The sequence below is a fragment of the Enterobacter sp. CFEC122 genome (assembly GCF_052983755.1).
Genome location: NZ_JBRIQR010000022.1, coordinates 45792 through 66947, shown reverse-complemented (window position 1 = coordinate 66947; position 21156 = coordinate 45792). Strand labels below are relative to the sequence as shown.

The following is a 21156-nucleotide window of genomic DNA, read 5'->3' as shown; positions in this document are numbered from 1 at the left end:
TATGGACAAAACAGCAGCGCTCGCCAGCGGCATCCTGCAGGGGATTGGTGGGGAACAAAATATTCAGCGTCTCGAAAACTGCATGACGCGCGTGCGCGTCGAGGTGCATGACGACGACCAGCTTGACGTGCCGGGTCTGAAGCAGCTTTCCGGCGTCAGCGGCTACGTGAAACAGGGGCAGCAGCACCAGCTGATCGTCGGCCCAGGGAAAGCGGCGCAGGTTGTCGATGCCATGCGCGCGCTGATGGGCGTGAGTGCGAGCGTATCGATTGACGATGCTGAGCGCACCAAAGCCCAGGCAAAGGCGAAATACAAAGCCCCCATGAGCGATGCGCTGCGACAGCTGGCAAATGTCTTTATTCCGCTGATCCCGGCGTTTATTGCCTCAGGCCTGATCACCGGGATCATCAATATCCTCAAGCGCCCGGATATTGTGGGGGATTTCGCCACGCAGTATCCGAACCTGCTGGGGATTCTCGGGATCTTCGGCAGCGCGGTGTTCGCCATCATGAACATTCTGGTCGGGGTGAATACCGCGAAGGTGTTTGGCTGATCGCTGGCGATGGGCGGGGTGATGGCGGGCATCTTGTCCAGCCCGCAGCTGGCGCAGATTACGCTGTTTGGTGAGGCGCTTCAGCCGGGCCGCGGCGGGGTGATCGCGGTGCTGCTGGTGGTCATCCTGATGTGCTGGATCGAGAAACGGCTGCGCGCGGTTCTGCCAGGCTCCATCGAGCTGATTCTCAACCCGCTGCTGACCACGCTGATTACCGGTAGCGTAGCGATTGTGGCCCTCCAGCCGTTAGGCGGGTGGATCTCTGAGGCCATCGCCCACGGTGCGTCGCTGGCGATTGACCGCGGCGGCCTGTTAGTGGGCGCGGTGCTGTCGGGTACTTTCCTGCCGCTGGTGCTGACCGGCCTGCATCAGGGGCTGGTTCCAATCCACGTCGAGCTGGTGCAGGCGCACGGCTATAACGCGCTGCTGCCTATCCTGTCGATGGCGGGTGTAGGGCAGGTCGGTGCGGCAATTGCGGTACTGATGAAAACCCGCAACGCGCGTCTGAAAAAAATGATTAAAGGCGCACTCCCGGTCGGACTGCTCGGCATTGGCGAGCCGCTGATTTTCGGTGTTACGCTGCCGCTGGGTAAACCGTTCCTCGCGGCCTGTCTGGGCGGCGCGGTAGGCGGGGCGCTGATCAGCTACTGGAAAGTTGCCACCGTCATCACCTTTGGTCTCTCGGGGTTACCGCTGGCATTAACCATCGTGACCGGAAAAGTGGTGCTCTATCTGTTAGGCTATTTAGTAGCGGTGATCGCCGGGTTCCTGTTTACCTGGCTATTAGGTTTCAACGACCCAGAGGAGTAAGGTTTGGCAAATCACGGGCGTCGCGTTGTCTTTTTCGACCTGGATGGCACGCTGCATCAGCAGGATATGTTTGGTACGTTTATGCGTTACCTGCTGCGGCGTCAGCCTCTGAATGCGCTGCTCGTGCTACCGCTCTTACCGGTTATCGGGATCGCGCTGCTGGTGAAAGGCCGTGCGGCGCGATGGCCGATGAGCCTGCTGCTGTGGGGATGTACGTTTGGGCACAGCGAAGCGCGGCTTAAACAGCTCGAGCAGGATTTTGCGCAGTGGTTCCGCGGCCACGTTGCCGCATTCCCGGTGGTGCAGGCGCGCCTGACCGGCTACCTCGACGCGAACGATGCCGACATCTGGCTGATTACCGGCTCCCCGCAGACGCTGGTGGAGCAGGTCTACTTTGATACCCCCTGGCTACCGCGCGTGAATCTTATCGCCACGCAAATTGCCCGCGGCTACGGCGGTTGGGTGCTGACGATGCGCTGCCTGGGGCATGAAAAAGTGGTCCAGCTGGAAAAACGTATCGGCACGCCACTGCGCCTGTACAGCGGCTACAGCGACAGCAAGCAGGACAACCCGCTGCTCTATTTTTGCCAGCACCGCTGGCGCGTCACGCCATCAGGTGAACTTCAGCAACTCGAATAGTCTTATCCATAAGGGGTGTGTATAATGCCGCCCGCTTTTCGACTGGAGTATCAACCGTTGTCCAACCCTGAATTCTCACATGAATACTGGATGCGTCATGCGCTGACGCTCGCTCAGCGTGCCTGGGACGAGGGCGAAGTGCCCGTGGGCGCCGTGCTGGTCCACAATAACCAGGTGATTGGTGAAGGGTGGAACCGTCCCATTGGCCGCCACGATCCGACGGCGCACGCCGAAATCATGGCGCTTCGTCAGGGCGGTCTGGTGCTGCAAAACTATCGCCTGCTTGATACCACGCTGTATGTGACGCTGGAGCCGTGCGTAATGTGCTCCGGGGCGATGGTGCACAGCCGGATCGGGACTCTGGTCTTCGGTGCGCGGGATGAAAAAACCGGTGCGGCCGGTTCGCTGATGGACGTGCTGGGTCATCCGGGGATGAACCACCAGGTAAAGACTATCGGCGGGGTGCTTGCACCAGAGTGTTCGGGGCTATTAAGCGATTTCTTTCGAATGCGCCGTCAGCAGAAAAAGCAGCAAAAGGCAGAATTGAAGCCGACGGACGGTTAAGCTCGTCCGGCGCCACGGCAGGGTAGCTTTGGGCCAGCCGTTTGGCCTCTGGCGCCTCTTTCTCTTTCTCCAGCAGATACCCGACCAGGCTAATCTGATATTTACGGATATTTTCCACGTAAGCGTAGGCTTCATGCCCGCGCGCGTAGCCGTACGTCAGCTTGTTATACCATGGCTTCTGGCTCAGCAGCGGCAGCCGCTGTTTTACGTCTGACCAGCTGTCCGGGTTGCCTTTCGTTTTGGCCGTCAGCGCTCGCGCATCCAGCATATGCGCATAGCCCATATTGTAGGCCGCCAGCGCGAACCAGATCCGCTCCTCTTCCGGCACCGTTTCCGGGACTTTGGCCATCATATCCTGCAGGTAGCGCGCGCCGCCGCTGATGCTCTGTTCCGCATCGGTACGGTCATTGACGCCCAGGCTCAGCGCGGTATTTTTGGTTAACATCATCAAACCACGTACGCCAGTCGGAGACGTGGCCTGGGTATCCCAGTGGGATTCCTGATAAGAAATAGCCGCCAGCAGTTTCCAGTCAATTTCCTGGGCGTATTTTTCGAACAGCGGCTGCAGGTCCGGCAGGACGCTGTCTACCGCACGCAGGAAGCTGCGGGTATCAACGTAGTCAAAGTCATCACCATGACCGAGGTACTTCTCCTCCAGGCGCGCCAGCGTACCGTCTTCATTCATGGTGTTGAAGAAATCGAGCATCGCGGCAGAGAGGGTCTGATCGTCATCGAGCTGAGTAAACCAGGTCACAGGCTGCTCGTCGGTGACGTCCAGCGCCACGGCGATTTCAGGATGCACGCGCTGGAACAGGCTGATCGCGACCGAATCGGCGATGGTGTAAGGAACTTTCTGATCTTTTACCTGCTCCAGCAGCTCCGTCGTGCCGAGTTTCGCATCCACCGTCCAGCTCAGGTCCGGATATTTCTTCTCCTTGAGCTCGCGCAGATCGTCAATTACCACGTGTCCGGGGGCAATCGTTAGCTGCCGATCGTTAATCGACGCCAGCGAGCGCGGGCGCAGGCTCCCGACGCGGTAAACCAACTGCTGCGAAACGGAGTAGTAGGTCGGGCCTGGCTGATAGTTTTTGCTGCGCTCGCTGTTATACACCAGCCCGGCGGCCAGCATATCGGCATCGTCGTTATCGAGGTCGTCAAACAGCTGGTTGATATTCTGGCGGACGGTGATTTTCAGCTTTACGCCAAGGTAATCGGCGAACTGCTGTGCCAGTTCATAATCCAGTCCAATGATTTTGCCGTTGATGTCGCTGTAAATCAGCGGAGAGTTGAGGGTACTGACGCGCAATTCCCCCCGCTCCTGAATGGCGGCGATACGGTTTTCGGCTTTGCCGATCCAGGGGATGGAAGGCCAGAGGGCCACTGCCAACAGCAACGTTACAATGCCGATGAGCAGATAATTAATCTTTAATTTTTTCAATTAGTTAATTCTCTGCGACGCCGGTTGCCTCAGTCTGCTGTAGCCATGTTAACAATAAGGTTTGCCATTGAATGAGCGGCATTTTGCGTAAACTTGCGCCACTTGGCAACCAATTAGAGAGACAGGTCACATCTATTGTTAAATCTCTTCGTCAATTTTATTTCGACGCAAACGGTTTCGTCGGCGCTCAGGATTCTCTATAATGACGCCCGTTTTCCCCCTTGCGCACACTGAAAGCGCCCCGGCGCTTCGAAGACGAGAGACTTATGATGGAAATTCTGCGTGGTTCGCCTGCACTGTCTGCCTTCCGTATTACCAAACTGCTGGCACGTTTTCAGGCGGCCGACCTTCCGGTAAGCAATATTTACGCTGAGTATGTCCATTTTGCTGACCTGAATGCCCCCCTGAATGCAGAGGAGCGCGTACAGCTGGAACGCCTGCTCAAGTATGGCCCAAGCCTCAGCAGCCATACGCCAACCGGCAAACTGATCCTTGCGACGCCGCGTCCGGGCACCATCTCCCCCTGGTCTTCCAAAGCCACCGACATCGCCCACAACTGTGGCCTGAGCCAGATTAACCGTCTGGAGCGCGGCGTAGCGTACTACGTGGAAGCCTCTACCCTGAGCGACGCGCAGTGGCAGGCGGTTGCGGCTGAACTGCACGACCGCATGATGGAGAGCGTATTTGCCTCTCTTGATGACGCGCAGAAGCTTTTCTCCCACCATCAGCCTGCACCGGTACAGAGCGTGGACCTGCTGGGACAGGGCCGTCAGGCGCTGATTGACGCCAACCTGCGTCTCGGCCTGGCGCTGGCAGAAGACGAAATCGACTATCTGCAGGATGCGTTCGTTAAGCTCAACCGTAACCCGAACGACATTGAACTCTACATGTTCGCGCAGGCGAACTCGGAGCACTGCCGCCACAAGATTTTCAATGCCGACTGGATTATTGACGGCGAACAGCAGCCAAAGTCGCTGTTCAAAATGATCAAAAACACCATGGAGCAAACGCCTGACCACGTGCTGTCTGCCTATAAAGACAACGCCGCGGTGATGGAAGGTTCTGAGGTGGGCCGCTTCTTCGCCGATCGCGAAGCAGGGCGCTATGACTTCCATCAGGAGCCCGCGCATATCCTGATGAAAGTGGAAACCCACAACCACCCGACGGCGATCTCCCCGTGGCCGGGTGCGGCGACCGGCTCCGGCGGTGAAATCCGTGACGAAGGGGCGACCGGTCGTGGTGCAAAACCAAAAGCGGGTCTGGTCGGTTTCTCCGTCTCCAACCTGCGTATCCCGGGCTTTGAACAGCCGTGGGAAGAAGATTTCGGCAAGCCAGAGCGCATTGTGACCGCGCTGGATATCATGACCGAAGGCCCGCTGGGCGGCGCGGCGTTTAACAACGAATTTGGTCGTCCGGCGCTGAACGGTTACTTCCGTACCTATGAAGAGAAAGTGGACAGCCACAACGGCGAAGAGCTGCGCGGCTACCACAAACCGATCATGCTGGCGGGCGGGATCGGCAACATCCGTGCCGATCACGTGCAGAAAGGCGAGATCGTCGTCGGCGCGAAGCTGATCGTGCTCGGCGGCCCGGCAATGAACATCGGTCTGGGCGGCGGTGCGGCCTCGTCTATGGCCTCCGGCCAGTCTGATGCGGATCTCGACTTCGCGTCCGTGCAGCGTGACAACCCGGAGATGGAGCGTCGCTGTCAGGAAGTGATCGACCGCTGCTGGCAGCTGGGCGATGCTAACCCGATCCTCTTTATCCACGACGTGGGCGCGGGCGGTCTGTCCAACGCCATGCCGGAGCTGGTGAGCGACGGCGGCCGCGGTGGTCGTTTCAACCTGCGCGACATCCTGAGCGATGAGCCGGGCATGAGCCCGCTGGAAATCTGGTGTAACGAATCCCAGGAGCGCTACGTGCTGGCCGTTGCGGCGGATCAGCTGCCGCTGTTTGACGAGCTGTGCCGCCGCGAGCGCGCGCCGTATGCCGTCATCGGTGAAGCGACCGAAGAGCAGCACCTGACTCTGAGCGACACCCATTTCGACAACCAGCCGATCGATCTGCCGCTCGATGTCCTGCTCGGAAAAACGCCGAAGATGACCCGCGACGTGCAGACCCGTAAGGCGGCGGGCAAAGCGCTGGATCGCCAGGGCATCACCGTGGCAGAAGCCGTTAATCGCGTGCTGCACCTGCCAGCTGTGGCAGAGAAAACCTTCCTGGTGACCATCGGCGACCGTACCGTGACCGGTATGGTATCCCGCGACCAGATGGTCGGCCCGTGGCAGATCCCGGCGGCGAACTGCGCCGTAACCACCGCGAGCCTCGACAGCTACTACGGCGAAGCGATGGCGCTGGGTGAACGCACCCCGGTCGCGCTGCTGGACTTCGCGGCCTCTGCCCGTCTGGCGGTCGGTGAAGCGCTAACCAACATCGCCGCGACGCAGATTGGCGATATCAAACGTATTAAGCTCTCCGCAAACTGGATGGCCGCTGCCGGTCACCCAGGCGAAGACGCGGGCCTGTATGAAGCCGTGAAGGCGGTGGGTGAGGAGCTGTGTCCTGCCCTCGGCCTGACCATTCCGGTGGGCAAAGACTCCATGTCGATGAAAACCCGCTGGCAGGAAGGCAACGAGCAGCGCGAGATGACCTCTCCGCTGTCGCTGGTGATCACCGCGTTTGCCCGCGTGGAAGACGTGCGTCACACCGTTACGCCGCAGCTGGTGACCGAAGATAACGCCCTGCTGCTGATTGACCTGGGTAAAGGCCACAACGCGCTGGGCGCCACCGCGCTGGCGCAGGTTTACCGCCAGCTCGGCGATAAGCCAGCCGACGTGCGTGACGTGGCCCAGCTGAAAGGCTTCTACGACGCGATTCAGGCGCTGGTGGCGCAGCGTAAGCTGCTGGCCTACCACGACCGTTCCGACGGCGGCCTGCTGGTGACGCTGGCAGAGATGGCCTTCACCGGCCACTGTGGCGTGGAAGCGAACATTGCCACGCTTGGCGAAGACCGCCTGGCGGCGCTGTTTAACGAAGAGCTGGGCGCCGTGATTCAGGTGCGTGCGGCGGATCGCGATGCGGTTGAAGCGCTGCTGGCGCAGCATGGCCTGGCTGACTGCGTGCACTATCTGGGTAAAGCCGTTCAGGGTGACCGCTTTGTCATTGAAGCTGACGGTCACGCCGTGTTCAGCGAAAGCCGCACCACGCTGCGCATGTGGTGGGCGGAAACCACCTGGCAGATGCAGCGCCTGCGTGATAACCCGGAATGTGCCGATCAGGAGCACAACGCGAAGGCCAATGATCAGGATCCAGGCCTGAACGTGAAGCTCTCCTTCGACATCAACGAAGACATCGCCGCGCCGTACATTGCGACCGGCGCGCGTCCGAAAGTGGCCGTGCTGCGCGAGCAGGGCGTTAACTCCCACGTTGAGATGGCGGCTGCCTTCCACCGCGCGGGCTTTGACGCTATCGACGTCCACATGAGCGATCTGCTGGCCGGACGTACCGGTCTGGAAGATTTCCAGGCGCTGGTGGCGTGCGGCGGCTTCTCCTACGGCGACGTGCTGGGCGCGGGCGAGGGCTGGGCGAAGTCCATTCTGTTCAACAGCCGCGTACGCGACGAGTTCGAAACCTTCTTCCACCGTCCGCAGACGCTGGCGCTGGGCGTGTGTAACGGCTGCCAGATGATGTCTAACCTGCGCGAGCTGATCCCGGGCAGCGAAGCCTGGCCGCGCTTTGTGCGTAACCAGTCTGACCGCTTCGAAGCGCGCTTTAGCCTGGTGGAAGTGACCCAGAGCCCGTCTCTGCTGCTGCAGGGTATGGTCGGTTCACAGATGCCAATCGCCGTTTCCCACGGTGAAGGTCAGGTAGAGGTGCGTGATGCTGCGCATCTGGCTCAGCTGGAGAGCAAAGGTCTGGTGGCGCTGCGCTTTGTCGATAACTTCGGCAAGGTGACAGAAACCTATCCGGCTAACCCGAACGGTTCGGTGAACGGTATTACCGCGGTAACCAGCGAAAGCGGTCGTGCAACCATCATGATGCCGCATCCGGAACGCGTGTTCCGCACCGTGAGCAACTCCTGGCACCCGGAAAACTGGGGCGAGGACAGCCCGTGGATGCGCATCTTCCGCAACGCCCGTAAACAGCTGGGTTAAGTTTCAGCATCCTGACTGTAGGCCCGGTAGGCGCGAGCGCCACCGGGCTTTTTTGTCTCTGTCGCAAAATCGCGACAACCCTCTGGTTTGGGTGTCTCCAAAAGGAGACATTTAACCTATTGATTTATATACTGTAGAAAAGGTTCCCGTTAAGGTGTTGCTGAACAGCGACACTTAGCCTGGAAATCATTCAACCGATAATGAACGGGTTAAGCGAGTAAAAATCATATATTTCAATGTGTTAATATTTTGTTTTGCATTTTGGCATGGGTGTTGCATAATATTAACCAGTGGCTCATTCACCTTCTTATGTCAGCCCCTTCGGGACGTGCTACATAAACTTCGAATGACGCACAAAAAGGTGCCTGCCGTCCAACTACTGATCATAGCGATGCTTTATCAGGCCAGGGCGAAACGTCGAGTTAGGCACCGCCTCATTCCATGACAAAGCCGGGTTTTTACCCGGCTTTGTTGTATCTAAAGGGCAGACTCAGTTACGCTCTGCGTATATCCCCATTAAGAGAGTAATGCGTTGAAACGCTGGCCCGTTTTTCCCCGTTCCCTGCGACAGCTCGTGATGATGGCCTTCCTGCTGATCCTGCTGCCGTTGCTGATCCTTGCCTGGCAGGCCTGGCAAAGCCTGAACGCGTTGAGTGCCCAGGCGGCACTGACGAACCGCACGACGCTTATTGACGCCAGACGCAGTGAAGCCATGACCAACGCCGCGCTTGAGATGGAGCGTAGCTATCGTCAGTACTGCGTGCTTGACGATCGCACGCTGGAAAAGGTGTACCAGAGTCAGCGCAAGCGCTACAGCGAAATGCTGGACGCCCACGCCGGCGTATTGCCTGACGACAAGCTGTATCAGGCGTTACGTCAGGATCTGAACGATCTTGCGCAGCTGCAGTGCCACAACAGTGGACCCGATGCTGCCGCCGCCGCGCGCCTGGAAGCCTTCGCCAACGCCAATACCGAGATGGTGCAGTCAACCCGCACGGTAATTTTCTCTCGCGGCCAGCAGCTTCAGCAGGAGATTGCCGAGCGCGGCCAGTTCTTCGGCTGGCAGGCGCTGGTGCTGTTCCTCGTGAGCCTCGGGCTGGTGCTGCTCTTTACCCGCATGATCATCGGCCCGGTGAAGGGTATCCAGCGGATGATCAACCGCCTGGGGGAGGGGAAATCGCTCGGGGATACGGTCGCTTTTAAAGGTCCCCGCGAATTGCGTTCCGTCGGTCAGCGTATTATCTGGCTGTCCGAGCGCCTGGCGTGGCTTGAATCACAGCGTCATCAGTTCCTGCGCCATATCTCCCATGAGCTTAAAACGCCGCTGGCCAGCATGCGCGAAGGGACGGAGCTGCTGGCGGACGAAGTGGCTGGGCCGCTTACGCCCGAACAGCAAGAAATTGTCGAGATCCTGGATAACAGCAGCCGCAATCTGCAGAAGCTGATTGAGCAGCTGCTGGATTACAACCGCAAGCTGGCTGACGGAGCGGTCGTACTGGAAAACGTCGACATTGAACCGCTGGTGGATATGGTGATCTCCGCCCATAGCCTGCCAGCAAGAGCTAAAATGATGCATACCGGTGTAGAGCTGAATGCGCCGACCTGTCTTGCTGAACCCATGCTGCTAATGAGCGTGCTGGATAATCTTTATTCCAATGCGGTGCACTATGGTACTGAATCCGGTAACATTTATATCCGAAGCTATACGAAGGGTTCCCGGGTGTTTATAGACGTCGCTAACACCGGCACCCCGATCCCCGATGACGAAAAAACCATGATCTTCGAGCCCTTTTTCCAGGGGAGTCATCAGCGGAAAGGTGCGGTGAAAGGCAGTGGTCTGGGCTTAAGCATCGCCCGGGACTGCATACGACGCATGCAGGGTGAGCTTAACATCGCCACGGACGAACGTTCGGATGTTTGCTTCCGTATTGAACTGCCCCTGAGCCGGAAAAATCAATAAAATGAATCTATGTCTGGTGAGTATGTCACACGTCTTTTCCCGCGCCGTACGTGCGGTGTTTTCCCGCAGCACGCTTCGCCTGAGCCTGCCCTGTGTATTTCTGGCAGGGTGTGTTTCCCATGTGCCGCAAAGTGCGATTAGCGATAAACAAGAAGATAAATGGCCCGATAACCAGCTGGCTGATTTCCTCTCAACCCGCTGTGACGACATCTGGAACCTCTCAGGCCATGACGTCGAAAGTAACCCGCTGTTCTGGCTGCGCGGGATAGATTGCGCGCAGCGTCTGGCGCCGGTCGACGCCCGCGCGAAAGCGGCGATGCTGGATGATGACACCTGGCAGGACGCCTTCAAGCGTGGGATTTTGCTGGCGGATGCGAAAATCACTCCCGTCGAACGCCGGGCCAACGTGACCCGGCTGGACACCTTTGTCGTCAATCTTCCGGTACAGATCCGCCCGGTATACCAGCTCTGGCGCGAGGGGCAGACGCTACAGCTTCAGCTTTCTGAAGAGCGCTCCCGCTACAGCAAGCTGCAACAGTCAACCGACAGCGAGCTGGATACGCTGCGTCAACAGCAGCAACATTTACGTACCCAGCTGGATACCACGACGCGCAAGCTGGAGAACCTGACCGATATCGAAAGACAGCTCTCGTCGCGTAAATATCAGCCGGGGAGTTCATCCGCTGCGCCGGACAGCGATACGCCGAAACAAGAGGATGTGAAGCATGACGAGCCGTAAACCAGCCCATCTCTTACTGGTGGATGACGATCCCGGGCTGTTAAAGCTGCTGGGAATGCGTCTGGTGAGTGAGGGCTACAGCGTCGTGACCGCGGAAAGCGGGCTGGAGGGGCTGAAAATTCTCAGCCGCGAGAAAATCGATCTGGTGATAAGCGACCTGCGGATGGATGAAATGGACGGCCTGCAGCTGTTCGCGGAGATCCAGAAGCAGCAGCCGGGTATGCCCGTGATTATCCTGACCGCGCACGGGTCGATCCCGGATGCGGTTGCCGCGACGCAGCAGGGGGTGTTCAGCTTCCTGACCAAGCCGGTGGACAAAGACGCACTGTATAAGGCTATCGACAGCGCGCTGGAACATGCCGCTCCGGCGGGGGATGAAGCCTGGCGGGAATCTATCGTCACGCGCAGCCCCGTGATGCTGCGTCTGCTGGAACAGGCGAGGATGGTGGCGCAGTCTGACGTCAGCGTGCTTATCAACGGCCAGAGCGGAACCGGGAAAGAGATCCTCGCGCAGGCAATTCATAACGCCAGCCCGCGCAGCAAGAACGCCTTTATTGCGATTAACTGTGGCGCGCTCCCGGAGCAGCTGCTTGAATCCGAACTGTTTGGTCATGCCCGCGGCGCATTCACCGGTGCGGTAAGCAGCCGTGAAGGGTTGTTCCAGGCGGCGGAAGGCGGCACGCTGTTCCTGGACGAGATTGGCGACATGCCCGCGCCGCTGCAGGTCAAGCTGCTGCGCGTGCTGCAGGAGCGCAAAGTGCGCCCGCTGGGCAGCAACCGCGATATCGATATTAACGTGCGAATTATCTCCGCTACCCACCGCGATCTGCCAAAAGTGATGGCCCGCAACGAGTTCCGCGAAGATCTCTACTACCGCCTGAACGTGGTCAACCTGAAGATCCCGGCGCTGGCCGAACGTGCGGAAGACATCCCGCTGCTGGCGAACCATCTTTTGCGCCAGGCGGCCGATCGCCATAAACCGTTCGTGCGCGCGTTTTCCACCGATGCGATGAAGCGGCTGATGGCCGCAAGCTGGCCGGGTAACGTCCGTCAGCTGGTCAACGTGATTGAGCAGTGCGTGGCGCTGACCTCCTCACCGGTCATCAGCGACGCGCTGGTGGAGCAGGCACTGGAAGGGGAAAACACGGCCTTGCCGACGTTTGCCGAAGCGCGTAACCAGTTCGAGCTGAACTATCTGCGCAAGCTATTGCAGATCACCAAAGGCAACGTGACCCACGCGGCGCGGATGGCCGGACGCAACCGCACCGAGTTTTACAAGCTGCTCTCGCGCCACGAGCTCGAAGCAAACGATTTTAAAGAGTAGTACCGCAAAATTTGCCTGAATATGGTACTGTGGGCAATCGATTACGAGGCAGCTTACAGGCAAGAGTTTAAGGACCCACCATGAAAAAGATTGATGCGATTATTAAACCTTTCAAACTGGATGATGTGCGTGAAGCGCTGGCGGAAGTCGGCATCACCGGGATGACCGTGACGGAAGTGAAAGGTTTTGGTCGTCAGAAAGGCCACACCGAGCTATACCGTGGCGCAGAGTACATGGTGGACTTTCTGCCGAAAGTGAAAATTGAAATCGTGGTCAGCGACGATATCGTCGATACCTGTGTGGACACCATTATCCGCACGGCGCAGACCGGCAAGATTGGCGATGGTAAAATCTTCGTCTTTGACGTGGCGCGCGTGATCCGTATCCGTACCGGCGAAGAAGACGACGCCGCGATTTAAACATTTTCCAGGCCGGGTAAGGCGCAGCCGCCACCCTACGAAAAAAAGCCCCTCGAACGAGGGGCTTTTTGCATTACAGCACCTTATGCGGCCCGAAACATTCGTAATGAATGTTGTCTTTGTTCACGCCCAGCTCAACCAGCTGCTTCGCGGCATACTGCATAAACGCCACCGGTCCACAGACGTAGAACTGCATCTCCGGTGCGCTGAACGCACCTTCATGCTGGCTTAAATCCATCAACCCTTCGCTGTCAAATTGCGCGGCAGCGCGATCCGCTTCCGTCGGCAGACGATACCAGGTATGCGCGGTGAAACGCGGCAGGGAGGCTCCGAGCGTTTTCACCTCATCCGCAAAGGCGTGCACGTCGCCGTTTTCGGCGGCATGGAACCAGTTAACCTGCGCACCGTGGTGTGATTTTGCCAGCGTATCGAGCATCGCCAGCATTGGCGTCTGGCCGACACCCGCAGAGATCAGCGTCACCGGGGTATTCGCTTCAACGGCCATGAAGAAGTCGCCCGCTGGCGCGGCCAGATGGACCACGTCGCCCACGTTAGCTTCGTTGTGCAGCCAGCTGGAAACCTGACCGCCGTCCTCACGCTTCACCGCAATGCGGTAGGCTTTGCCGTTTGGCTTGCGGGTAAGAGAATACTGGCGGATCTCCTGATGCGGGAAACCTTCAGGCTTCAGCCACACGCCCAGATACTGTCCTGGCTGGTAATCGGCCACCGGTTTACCGTCCACCGGCTCAAACTCGAAGCTGGTGATTAACGCGCTGCGCGGGGTTTTCTTAACGATGCGGAACGCGCGGGTGCCTTCCCAGCCGCCGTTCTTGCTGGCGTTTTCGCTGTAAATCTGTGCTTCACGGTTGATAAACACGTTTGCCAGCACCCCGTAGGCTTTACCCCACGCGTCCAGCACCTCCTGACCCGGGCTGAACATTTCGTCCAGCGTCGCCAGCAGGTGAGTGCCGACGATGTTGTACTGCTCGGGTTGGATCTGGAAGCTGGTATGTTTCTGCGCGATTTTTTCCACCGCGGGCAGCAGCGCAGCCAGGTTTTCAATATTGCTGGCGTAAGCCGCGATGGCGTTGAACAGCGCTTCACGCTGATCGCCGTTACGCTGGTTGCTCATGTTGAAAATCTCTTTGAGCTCCGGGTTGTGCGTGAACATGCGATCGTAGAAATGGGCGGTGAGTTTAGGGCCGGTTTCCACCAGCAGGGGAATAGTGGCTTTTACGGTAGCGATGGTTTGAGCGTCGAGCATGAGCGCGTCCTTCTGATGTTACTTTAATGATGTATTTTAAATGCATCTTATAAAAAATACCCCTGCGTTGTAAATGGTTCTTTGCAAGATGAAAAATATGCATCACAAACCTGAAAAGAAATCCGCTGGAAAGGGCGAGCGCTTTATTCCTCAAACCCTTGCGTGGCGGGTAGGAAAACGTTTGCGTAAAATCGTTTGTCAAGACCTGTTATCACAGAACTAATCAGTTATACTGTTGCCCGTCGTCCAACAGGACTGCCTTTTCAGGCCAAAATTTACTTGTTAGCTGAGTCAGGAGATGCGGATGTTAAAGCGTGAAATGAACATTGCCGATTATGATGCCGAACTGTGGCAGGCTATGGAGCAGGAAAAAGTACGTCAGGAAGAGCACATCGAACTGATCGCCTCCGAAAACTACACCAGCCCGCGCGTGATGCAGGCGCAGGGGTCTCAGCTGACCAACAAATACGCTGAAGGTTACCCGGGCAAACGCTATTACGGCGGTTGCGAGTACGTTGATATCGTTGAGCAGCTGGCTATCGATCGTGCGAAAGAACTTTTTGGCGCTGACTATGCAAACGTCCAGCCGCACTCTGGCTCTCAGGCTAACTTCGCGGTCTACACCGCGCTGCTGCAGCCGGGCGATACCGTTCTGGGTATGAACCTGGCGCAGGGCGGCCACCTGACTCACGGCTCCCCGGTTAACTTCTCCGGCAAACTGTACAACATCATCCCTTACGGTATTGATGAGTCCGGTAAAATTGACTACGAAGACATGGCGAAGCAGGCTAAAGAGCACAAGCCGAAGATGATCATCGGTGGCTTCTCTGCTTACTCCGGTATCGTTGACTGGGCAAAAATGCGCGAAATCGCAGACAGCATCGGTGCTTACCTGTTCGTTGACATGGCGCACGTAGCGGGCCTGATTGCCGCAGGCGTTTACCCTAACCCGGTTCCACACGCTCACGTTGTGACCACCACTACCCACAAAACCCTGGCGGGTCCACGCGGTGGCCTGATCCTGGCGAAGGGCGGTGACGAAGAGCTGTACAAAAAACTGAACTCCGCGGTGTTCCCAAGCGCGCAGGGCGGCCCGCTGATGCACGTTATCGCGGCAAAAGCGGTCGCGCTGAAAGAAGCGATGGAGCCAGAGTTCAAGGTTTACCAGCAGCAGGTTGCTAAGAACGCCAAAGCGATGGTGGAAGTGTTCCTGAACCGTGGCTACAAAGTGGTATCCGGTGGGACTGAAAACCACCTGTTCCTGCTGGATCTGGTTGATAAGAACCTGACCGGTAAAGAAGCTGACGCTGCCCTGGGCCGCGCCAACATCACCGTGAACAAAAACAGCGTGCCAAACGATCCGAAGAGCCCGTTCGTGACCTCCGGTATCCGTATCGGTTCTCCGGCCGTGACTCGCCGCGGCTTCAAAGAAGCGGAAGTGAAAGAACTGGCTGGCTGGATGTGTGACGTTCTGGACAACATCAATGACGAAGCGGTTATCGAGCGCGTCAAAGGTAAAGTTCTGGATATCTGCGCGCGCTTCCCGGTCTACGCATAATTCCTCTGCCCTGCAGAAATAAAAAAGGCCGCGCTTGCGGCCTTTTTTTATGGCTTAACGCCGGTCCAGGGAGATGGCGCCAGGTCCCACAATCGCCAGCAAAATAAAGGCGCCAGCAATACTGACGTTTTTGTAGAAGTTAATCATATTCGGTACGACTGCATCACCGGTCATATCCCAGTAGTGATGCCCAATCACCGCCGTTCCGAGGGTGTAGAACACAAACAGTACCGCGAGAGGACGGGTGAAAAAGCCCAGTACGATCAGGATCGCAGCAGGCACTTCCATCACCACCGCAATAATGGCCGCCAGCATGGGCATCGGCGTACCCAGCGAGGTCATATACTGTACGGTACCGCTAAACCCCGTCAGTTTCGGGTAACCAAAGATAATAAACAGCACGACAAGCGCGATGCGGCCAATGAGCAGCAGCAGATGACGCGACTGACCAAAATCGAGATAACGTAGTGAGTTCATGGCAGAAATACCTCTGCAAGTGGAGTAATTTAAACGTAATACACATTTTCATTCCCTGCCATAAGCCAGACGACTGCACAAGATGTTAATTTTTCGTTAATTTATAGCAGGCTATCTACTTGCTTAATTTTTATATTCTCGCCAGACTATGGCCTCGATTTCGGGAGGGATTCATGGTCTTGCATTCCACGCGCTGGCTGGCGCTCAGTTATTTCACCTATTTCTTTAGCTACGGCATTTTTCTGCCTTTCTGGAGCGTCTGGCTTAAGGGGATCGGCCTGACGCCTGAGACCATCGGCGTCCTGCTGGGGGCCGGGCTGGTGGCGCGTTTCCTCGGCAGCCTGCTGATCGCCCCGCGCGTCAGCGATCCCTCCTTACTGATCAAGGCCGTACGCATTCTGGCTCTGCTGACCCTGGTCTTTGTGGCCTGCTTCTGGGTCAGCCACCAGTTTGCCTGGCTGATGGTGGTGATGGTCGGCTTTAACCTGTTCTTCTCACCGCTGGTGCCGCTGACGGATGCCCTGGCGAACACCTGGCAAAAGCAGATCACCATGGACTACGGTCGCGTGCGCCTGTGGGGTTCTATCGCCTTTGTGATTGGCTCGGCGCTGGTGGGGAAACTGGTCAGCCTCTACGATTACCGCGCCATTCTTGCCCTGCTGAGTATCGGTATTGCCTCGATGCTGCTGGGCATGCTTCTGCGACCGTCGGTGATGCCGCAGGGGGAAAGTCGCCATCAGGAGAGCGCGGGCTGGCCCGCATGGCAGAGCCTGGTCGCACAGAGCTGGCGTTTTCTGGCGTGCGTGTGCCTCCTTCAGGGGGCACATGCGGCGTACTATGGTTTCAGCGCCATCTACTGGCAGGGGGCGGGATATTCCGCTTCCGCCGTGGGCTATCTGTGGTCGCTGGGCGTGGTGGCCGAAGTCATTATCTTTGCCCTGAGCAAAAAACTGTTCCGCCGCTTTGGCGCTCGTGACCTGCTGCTGCTTTCCGCCGTGTGCGGCGTGGCGCGCTGGGGGATTATGGGCTGGACGACCGATCTGCCGTGGCTGATTGTGGCGCAAATTCTTCACTGCGGCACCTTTACCGTGTGCCATCTGGCGGCCATGCGCTATATCGCAGCGCGCGAGGGCGGGGACGTGATTCGCCTGCAGGCCGTCTATTCGGCAGTGGCAATGGGGGGCAGTATTGCGATCATGACGGTCTTTGCGGGGTTCCTTTACCAGCACCTGGGGCACGGCGTCTTCTGGGTGATGGCGCTCGTCGCCTTGCCCGCCATTGTTGTTCGACCTAAAGTGGCCGCCCGCGCGTCGCTATGATTCCAGCATGGCGCGAATATGTTCTTGCTGCTGCGCGTTCAGTGTCTCAACGGCATGGATCAGCGGCGGCGAGAACAGCGGCAGGGCCGTAGGGTAGGGGGTGATAACCAGCGCGGCTTCGCGCGGCGCTCCCTCTTTCTGAAAAGCCTGCAGCGTCAGGTAGCGAATGTTGAGCGGCAGCAGCGTCAGCTCGCGAAGCTGCTGTTCGATCTGTTCCTCACTGGCTTTATCGTCTCCCGTCAGCAGGATCACCTGTTTTTCATGCAGATCGGTCTCCTGCATCAGCCAGGCACCGAAAATTACCGCCACCAGGCTCATCTCTTCGTCGGAAAAACGCAGCCCGAATTCTGCCTCCAGCTCAAACAGCGCCTCTTTCGTGGTGCGTAACAGCCGGGGATAAAGGCGATGGATCTCCTCCGGCAGGCTGTTGTCGATGCCGATCTCAAACAGCGAACGGTCCAGCGCCTGAGCCAGATGGATATACAGCTGATCGGTCAGCCCCTGCTCATCGCTGAAGTTCATTCCGGTCTGCGAGCGAAAACGGGCCACCATGCGCACGATGGCCCGGCGTAGACGCTGATCCTGCTGGTGCTTATCGAGCACCGGATCGGGCGTGCGGAGCATCATAAACAGCAGCGCCAGAAACAGCTGTTCATCCACGTGCGCGCCCTGCGGCACGCGCCGCTTCCAGTGGCGGACAATCTCCTGCGCCGTAAAATACTCTCCCCGCGACTGGGTCCAGCTGCGCTGGGCATGCGAAAACTGCGGCGTATTCCCGAGCTGGTGCTGAATAAGACAATATTGCAGATAGAGCTGTAAAAACTGCACATCGCGGCATTCAAACTGGCGCTGCAGCTTGCGTGAGCAGAAGCCGATCAGCGCCCGCAGGTTCGCATCGTCGTAAAGCGGGCGCGCGATGCCGAGTTGTTTAAGCGCGGTTTTTAATGCGGGGGTAAACTGGTGCGAGACAAACTGCGGACAAAGCCGCAGCGCCCGGCGCAGCCAGTGCAGCAGGCATAAACGCTGATTCAGGACTGTGCCTTCAATCCGGTAGCAGCCGTCGTGGTGCGTGACGATATCCAGCCGGTGATAGCGCTGGATTTCATCGCGCGTCTCGGCTATATCTTGCCGTGCCATCGCGTCGTCCACGCCGTTGGCAGCGATTATGCTCTGTGCGGTGACGGCAGCATCGGGCAGGTAAAGCATCAAAAGCACCTGGCAGCGGCGCTGCGAACTGGAAAGCACAGATGGAATTTCAAGCGTCGTCATCATCTGTCGGGTATCCAGTGTGAATGTTTGATAAGAATAGCTAAAGGATGAGCGCTGAAAAGCGCGCCGGCAGGCCTTTCACTCAGGATTGCAGGGGAACATCACAGAATTTTTGACGTGAGGAATTGATGCAAACAGTTAAACAAAGTGCGATGGCGTTATTTTTGGCGGTTATCACCTTCACCGCCAGCGCACACCCTCACAGTTTTATTGGCCTCCAGACCGAGCTGGTCACCGACGGCACGCAGCTGAGCGGCCTGAAAATGCGCTGGACGATGGATGAAATCACCTCGGCTGACCTGCTCTATGATGCGGGAAACGCGAAGCCCGGCGACGACATCTGGAAAAAGCTGGCGGCGGAAGTAATGGCCAACGTGCTCGGCCAGCACTACTTCACCGAATTCTGGCATAACGGCCAAAAGGTCAAATTTCAGAACCGTCCAACGGAATACGGGATGACGCGTGACGGGCATCAGGCGGTGCTGACGTTCGTGCTTCCGCTGGCGCATCCTCAGCCGCTGGCCGGGCAAACGTACCGCTTTTCCACTTTTGACCCTACCTACTATGTCGACATGCGCTATGACAACGACAGCGACGTACGGCTGCCGGACGCGCTGCAAAAAAGCTGTAAAATTGGCGTGCACACCCCGAAACCCAGCGAAGAGACGCTGAACTTTGCGATCTCGCTGGATAAAGCAGATGCCCCGCCTGAGGACATGGAACTGGGTAAACAGTTCGCACAGAAGGTAACGTTACAATGTCAGTGATCTCCTCTCCGGTACGAAAACCGCGCCGCTGGTTGCACCTCTGGCCGCTGGCGCTCTTTTTACTGTTTGCCTTCGGCGGTTCGCTCTGGCTGTGGCAGGCCTGGCCGCAGGTGATGATGAAAAGCATTATCTGGCAGCGTGAGGTCAACCAGCAGATGAGCGGACTGCTGAAGGCGGTGGCCGAGAACCCGGCCAAAGCGGGCGGCTCCCTGCTGGCGTTCAGTTTTGTCTATGGCGTTCTGCACGCGCTGGGGCCGGGGCACGGCAAAATCGTCATCACCACCTGGCTTGCCACCCATCCGTCTAAGCTGAAATCGAGCATCGGCCTGACGCTGGCCTCTTCGCTGCTTCAGGGCGGCGTGGCGATTGCGCTGGTTGTTGTTGTGCTTTCTCTGTTACAGCTTCCGGCGCGCCAGCTCCACATGAGCAGCTTCTGGCTGGAGAAGGGCAGCTATGCGCTGGTGGGCGTGCTGGGGCTGATCCTCTGCTGGCGGGCGCTGAAAAAACTGTGCGCGCTGCTGAAAAAGCCCACGTTCAAATCCTTTACGCCGCACCACGTTCATGATGAACACTGCGGCTGCGGTCATCAGCATCTGCCCACGCAGGAACAATTACAGAACGGCGACGACTGGCGCGCCCGGCTGATGATTATTCTCTCGATGGGGATGCGCCCGTGCTCGGGTGCCATTATGGTGCTGCTGTTCAGTAAGATAATAGGTGTCTTTGGCTGGGGAATGCTCTCGGCGCTGGCGATGGCGGCAGGAACCTCTCTCACCATTTCGTCTTTAGCGCTGCTGGTTCACAGCTTCCGTCAGCTGGCGGTCAAACTCAGCGGCAGTAAAACGCCGGTGCTGTGGCGACAGATAGGGTGGACAACGCTTGCGCTGGCGGGGGGAGTGATTCTGCTGGTGGCGGCGGTGACGATGTGGATGAGCGCGGTGCCGGTGGGAAGGGGATTGCGGCCTTTCTAGCGTACTGAGGGATTTTGTAGGCCCGGTAAGCGTAGCGCCACCGGGCTTAACAAACTGGATTAACGCTTCAGCGCATCGCTCAGTTCATCACGCATGTTGGCCAGCATGGCTTTAACAACGCGTGGGTTACCCGCAACAATGTTGCCGGTAGACATATAGTTATGGCCGCCGGTGAAGTCACACACAATGGCGCCTGCTTCACGCGCGATCAGCTCGCCCGCTGCAAAATCCCATGGCTTCAGTGAGAGTTCGAAGTAACCGTCAACGCGGCCGGTGGCAACGTAGGCCAGATCCAGCGCAGCAGAACCGGTGCGACGGAAGTCCGCGCATTCGGTGAACAGTTTGCCGAGGATATTCATATAGGTGGTCGCGTGCTGTTTCGCCTTGAACGGGAAACCGGTCGCCAGGATGGTGCCGTCCAGATCGCGTGCGTTGCTGCAGCGCAGACGGTAGCCGTTCAGCTGTGCGCCCTGACCGCGGGTCGCGGTGAACAGTTCGTTACGCATTGGATCGTACACAACGGCGACTTCAGTACGGCCTTTAATGCGTACGGCGATAGACACAGAGAAGTGTGGCAGGCGTTTGACGAAGTTGGTGGTGCCATCCAGTGGATCGATAACCCATTGAACATCCTGATCGGTACCTTCATGTTCACCGCTTTCTTCGGTGATGATGGTGTGCTGTGGGTAAGATTTGCGGATCGTTTCGATAATAATCGCTTCTGCGGCTTTATCGACGTTCGTCACGAAATCATTGCTGCCTTTCTGGCTGGTTTCTACGGAGTCTGGCGTTTCGTAGTGTTTGGCAATTACATTACCCGCCTTGCGCGCTGCGCGCACGGCGATGGTCAGCATCGGATGCATCGGTCTCTCTCACTGGATGTTAAAGAACAGGAAAATCGGCGCAGAGTATAGCAGCGGGATCGGATTAT

The 21156-nt window shown here is 57.9% G+C and carries 16 protein-coding genes and 1 pseudogene; 12 read left to right on the top strand and 5 right to left on the bottom strand.

What is annotated here, in order from left to right; translation table 11 throughout:
- The first annotated feature begins 1 nt into the window (after position 1).
- The 3 genes and pseudogenes from ACVCAM_RS16195 to tadA all read left to right on the top strand — a co-directional run bounded on the left by ACVCAM_RS16195 (position 2) and on the right by tadA (position 2566).
- Positions 2–1363 (top strand): annotated as a pseudogene (locus ACVCAM_RS16195) (PTS transporter subunit EIIC).
- Positions 1364–1366: 3 nt separating this feature from the next.
- Complete coding sequence (gene yfhb, locus ACVCAM_RS16190; RefSeq protein WP_021241877.1) at positions 1367–2002, top strand: phosphatidylglycerophosphatase C; 636 nt, start codon at positions 1367–1369, stop codon at positions 2000–2002.
- A 24-nt stretch (positions 2003–2026) separates the two neighbouring features.
- Positions 2027–2566, top strand: coding sequence for a tRNA adenosine(34) deaminase TadA (gene tadA, locus ACVCAM_RS16185; protein ID WP_008502172.1), 540 nt, complete (start codon positions 2027–2029; stop codon positions 2564–2566).
- Here tadA and mltF read toward each other — a convergent pair.
- Positions 2454–4004 (bottom strand): membrane-bound lytic murein transglycosylase MltF, encoded by a 1551-nt coding sequence (mltF, locus tag ACVCAM_RS16180; RefSeq protein ID WP_407223591.1) that lies wholly within the window; start codon positions 4002–4004, stop codon positions 2454–2456. The two genes, tadA and mltF, sit on opposite strands and share 113 nt — an antisense overlap.
- A gap of 266 nt (positions 4005–4270) precedes the next feature.
- Between mltF and purL the strand changes: the two genes are divergently transcribed.
- The 5 genes from purL (at position 4271) to glnB (ending at position 12600) form a co-directional block, all read left to right on the top strand.
- The gene (gene purL / locus ACVCAM_RS16175) at positions 4271–8158 is read left to right on the top strand and encodes a phosphoribosylformylglycinamidine synthase (RefSeq protein WP_025912832.1); all 3888 of its coding nucleotides are present in this window, start codon (positions 4271–4273) and stop codon (positions 8156–8158) included.
- A gap of 532 nt (positions 8159–8690) precedes the next feature.
- The gene (gene qseE / locus ACVCAM_RS16170; RefSeq protein WP_025912831.1) at positions 8691–10118 is read left to right on the top strand and encodes a two component system sensor histidine kinase QseE/GlrK; all 1428 of its coding nucleotides are present in this window, start codon (positions 8691–8693) and stop codon (positions 10116–10118) included.
- Position 10119: 1 nt separating this feature from the next.
- On the top strand, positions 10120–10857 hold the full coding sequence (gene qseG, locus ACVCAM_RS16165) for a two-component system QseEF-associated lipoprotein QseG (RefSeq protein WP_025912830.1): 738 nt from the start codon (positions 10120–10122) through the stop codon (positions 10855–10857).
- Positions 10844–12181 (top strand): two-component system response regulator GlrR, encoded by a 1338-nt coding sequence (gene glrR / locus ACVCAM_RS16160; RefSeq protein ID WP_021241871.1) that lies wholly within the window; start codon positions 10844–10846, stop codon positions 12179–12181. Before qseG ends, glrR begins: the two co-directional genes overlap by 14 nt.
- Before the next feature lie 80 nt (positions 12182–12261).
- Positions 12262–12600 (top strand): nitrogen regulatory protein P-II, encoded by a 339-nt coding sequence (gene glnB / locus ACVCAM_RS16155; protein WP_003860685.1) that lies wholly within the window; start codon positions 12262–12264, stop codon positions 12598–12600.
- Between the two features lie 73 nt (positions 12601–12673).
- Here the strand turns inward: glnB and hmpA are convergent, their stop codons facing one another.
- A complete protein-coding gene (gene hmpA, locus ACVCAM_RS16150; RefSeq protein WP_248244655.1) occupies positions 12674–13864 on the bottom strand; it encodes an NO-inducible flavohemoprotein in 1191 nt (396 codons plus the stop codon).
- 304 nt (positions 13865–14168) lie between these two features.
- Between hmpA and glyA the strand changes: the two genes are divergently transcribed.
- Positions 14169–15422, top strand: a complete 1254-nt coding sequence (glyA, locus tag ACVCAM_RS16145) for a serine hydroxymethyltransferase (protein WP_008502165.1) — start codon at positions 14169–14171, stop codon at positions 15420–15422.
- A gap of 54 nt (positions 15423–15476) precedes the next feature.
- Here the strand turns inward: glyA and ACVCAM_RS16140 are convergent, their stop codons facing one another.
- Positions 15477–15899, bottom strand: coding sequence for a DoxX family protein (locus tag ACVCAM_RS16140; RefSeq protein WP_008502164.1), 423 nt, complete (start codon positions 15897–15899; stop codon positions 15477–15479).
- 173 nt (positions 15900–16072) lie between these two features.
- On the opposite strand from ACVCAM_RS16140, the gene ACVCAM_RS16135 reads away from it, so the two are divergent.
- On the top strand, positions 16073–17218 hold the full coding sequence (locus ACVCAM_RS16135; protein WP_039266861.1) for a 3-phenylpropionate MFS transporter: 1146 nt from the start codon (positions 16073–16075) through the stop codon (positions 17216–17218).
- Here the strand turns inward: ACVCAM_RS16135 and csiE are convergent.
- Positions 17213–18490 carry a stationary phase inducible protein CsiE gene (csiE, locus tag ACVCAM_RS16130; RefSeq protein WP_320751694.1) on the bottom strand — a complete coding sequence of 426 codons (1278 nt, stop codon included), beginning with the start codon at positions 18488–18490 and terminating at the stop codon, positions 17213–17215. The genes ACVCAM_RS16135 and csiE overlap by 6 nt on opposite strands.
- A gap of 125 nt (positions 18491–18615) precedes the next feature.
- On the opposite strand from csiE, the gene ACVCAM_RS16125 reads away from it, so the two are divergent.
- Both ACVCAM_RS16125 and ACVCAM_RS16120 read left to right on the top strand, forming a co-directional pair.
- Positions 18616–19254 (top strand): DUF1007 family protein, encoded by a 639-nt coding sequence (locus ACVCAM_RS16125; RefSeq protein ID WP_320751693.1) that lies wholly within the window; start codon positions 18616–18618, stop codon positions 19252–19254.
- Positions 19245–20225: a nickel/cobalt transporter gene (locus ACVCAM_RS16120; protein WP_320751692.1), complete on the top strand. Its 981-nt coding sequence runs from the start codon at positions 19245–19247 to the stop codon at positions 20223–20225. The genes ACVCAM_RS16125 and ACVCAM_RS16120 overlap by 10 nt, the downstream gene beginning before the upstream one ends.
- Before the next feature lie 59 nt (positions 20226–20284).
- Here the strand turns inward: ACVCAM_RS16120 and suhB are convergent, their stop codons facing one another.
- Entirely contained in the window at positions 20285–21088 is an 804-nt protein-coding gene (gene suhB / locus ACVCAM_RS16115; RefSeq protein WP_003860668.1) for an inositol-1-monophosphatase, read from the bottom strand.
- Positions 21089–21156: the final 68 nt, after the last annotated feature.

Excerpts from the sequence above, each read along its gene's own strand:
- tadA (WP_008502172.1), top strand. The coding sequence starts at position 2,027 with ATGCCGCCCGCTTTTCGACTGGAGTATCAACCGTTGTCCAACCCTGAA.
- purL (WP_025912832.1), top strand. The coding sequence starts at position 4,271 with ATGATGGAAATTCTGCGTGGTTCGCCTGCACTGTCTGCCTTCCGTATT.
- qseG (WP_025912830.1), top strand. The coding sequence starts at position 10,120 with ATGAATCTATGTCTGGTGAGTATGTCACACGTCTTTTCCCGCGCCGTA.
- glrR (WP_021241871.1), top strand. The coding sequence starts at position 10,844 with ATGACGAGCCGTAAACCAGCCCATCTCTTACTGGTGGATGACGATCCC.
- glnB (WP_003860685.1), top strand. The coding sequence starts at position 12,262 with ATGAAAAAGATTGATGCGATTATTAAACCTTTCAAACTGGATGATGTG.
- hmpA (WP_248244655.1), bottom strand. The coding sequence starts at position 13,864 with ATGCTCGACGCTCAAACCATCGCTACCGTAAAAGCCACTATTCCCCTG.
- glyA (WP_008502165.1), top strand. The coding sequence starts at position 14,169 with ATGTTAAAGCGTGAAATGAACATTGCCGATTATGATGCCGAACTGTGG.
- ACVCAM_RS16140 (WP_008502164.1), bottom strand. The coding sequence starts at position 15,899 with ATGAACTCACTACGTTATCTCGATTTTGGTCAGTCGCGTCATCTGCTG.
- ACVCAM_RS16135 (WP_039266861.1), top strand. The coding sequence starts at position 16,073 with ATGGTCTTGCATTCCACGCGCTGGCTGGCGCTCAGTTATTTCACCTAT.
- csiE (WP_320751694.1), bottom strand. The coding sequence starts at position 18,490 with ATGATGACGACGCTTGAAATTCCATCTGTGCTTTCCAGTTCGCAGCGC.
- ACVCAM_RS16125 (WP_320751693.1), top strand. The coding sequence starts at position 18,616 with ATGCAAACAGTTAAACAAAGTGCGATGGCGTTATTTTTGGCGGTTATC.
- ACVCAM_RS16120 (WP_320751692.1), top strand. The coding sequence starts at position 19,245 with ATGTCAGTGATCTCCTCTCCGGTACGAAAACCGCGCCGCTGGTTGCAC.
- suhB (WP_003860668.1), bottom strand. The coding sequence starts at position 21,088 with ATGCATCCGATGCTGACCATCGCCGTGCGCGCAGCGCGCAAGGCGGGT.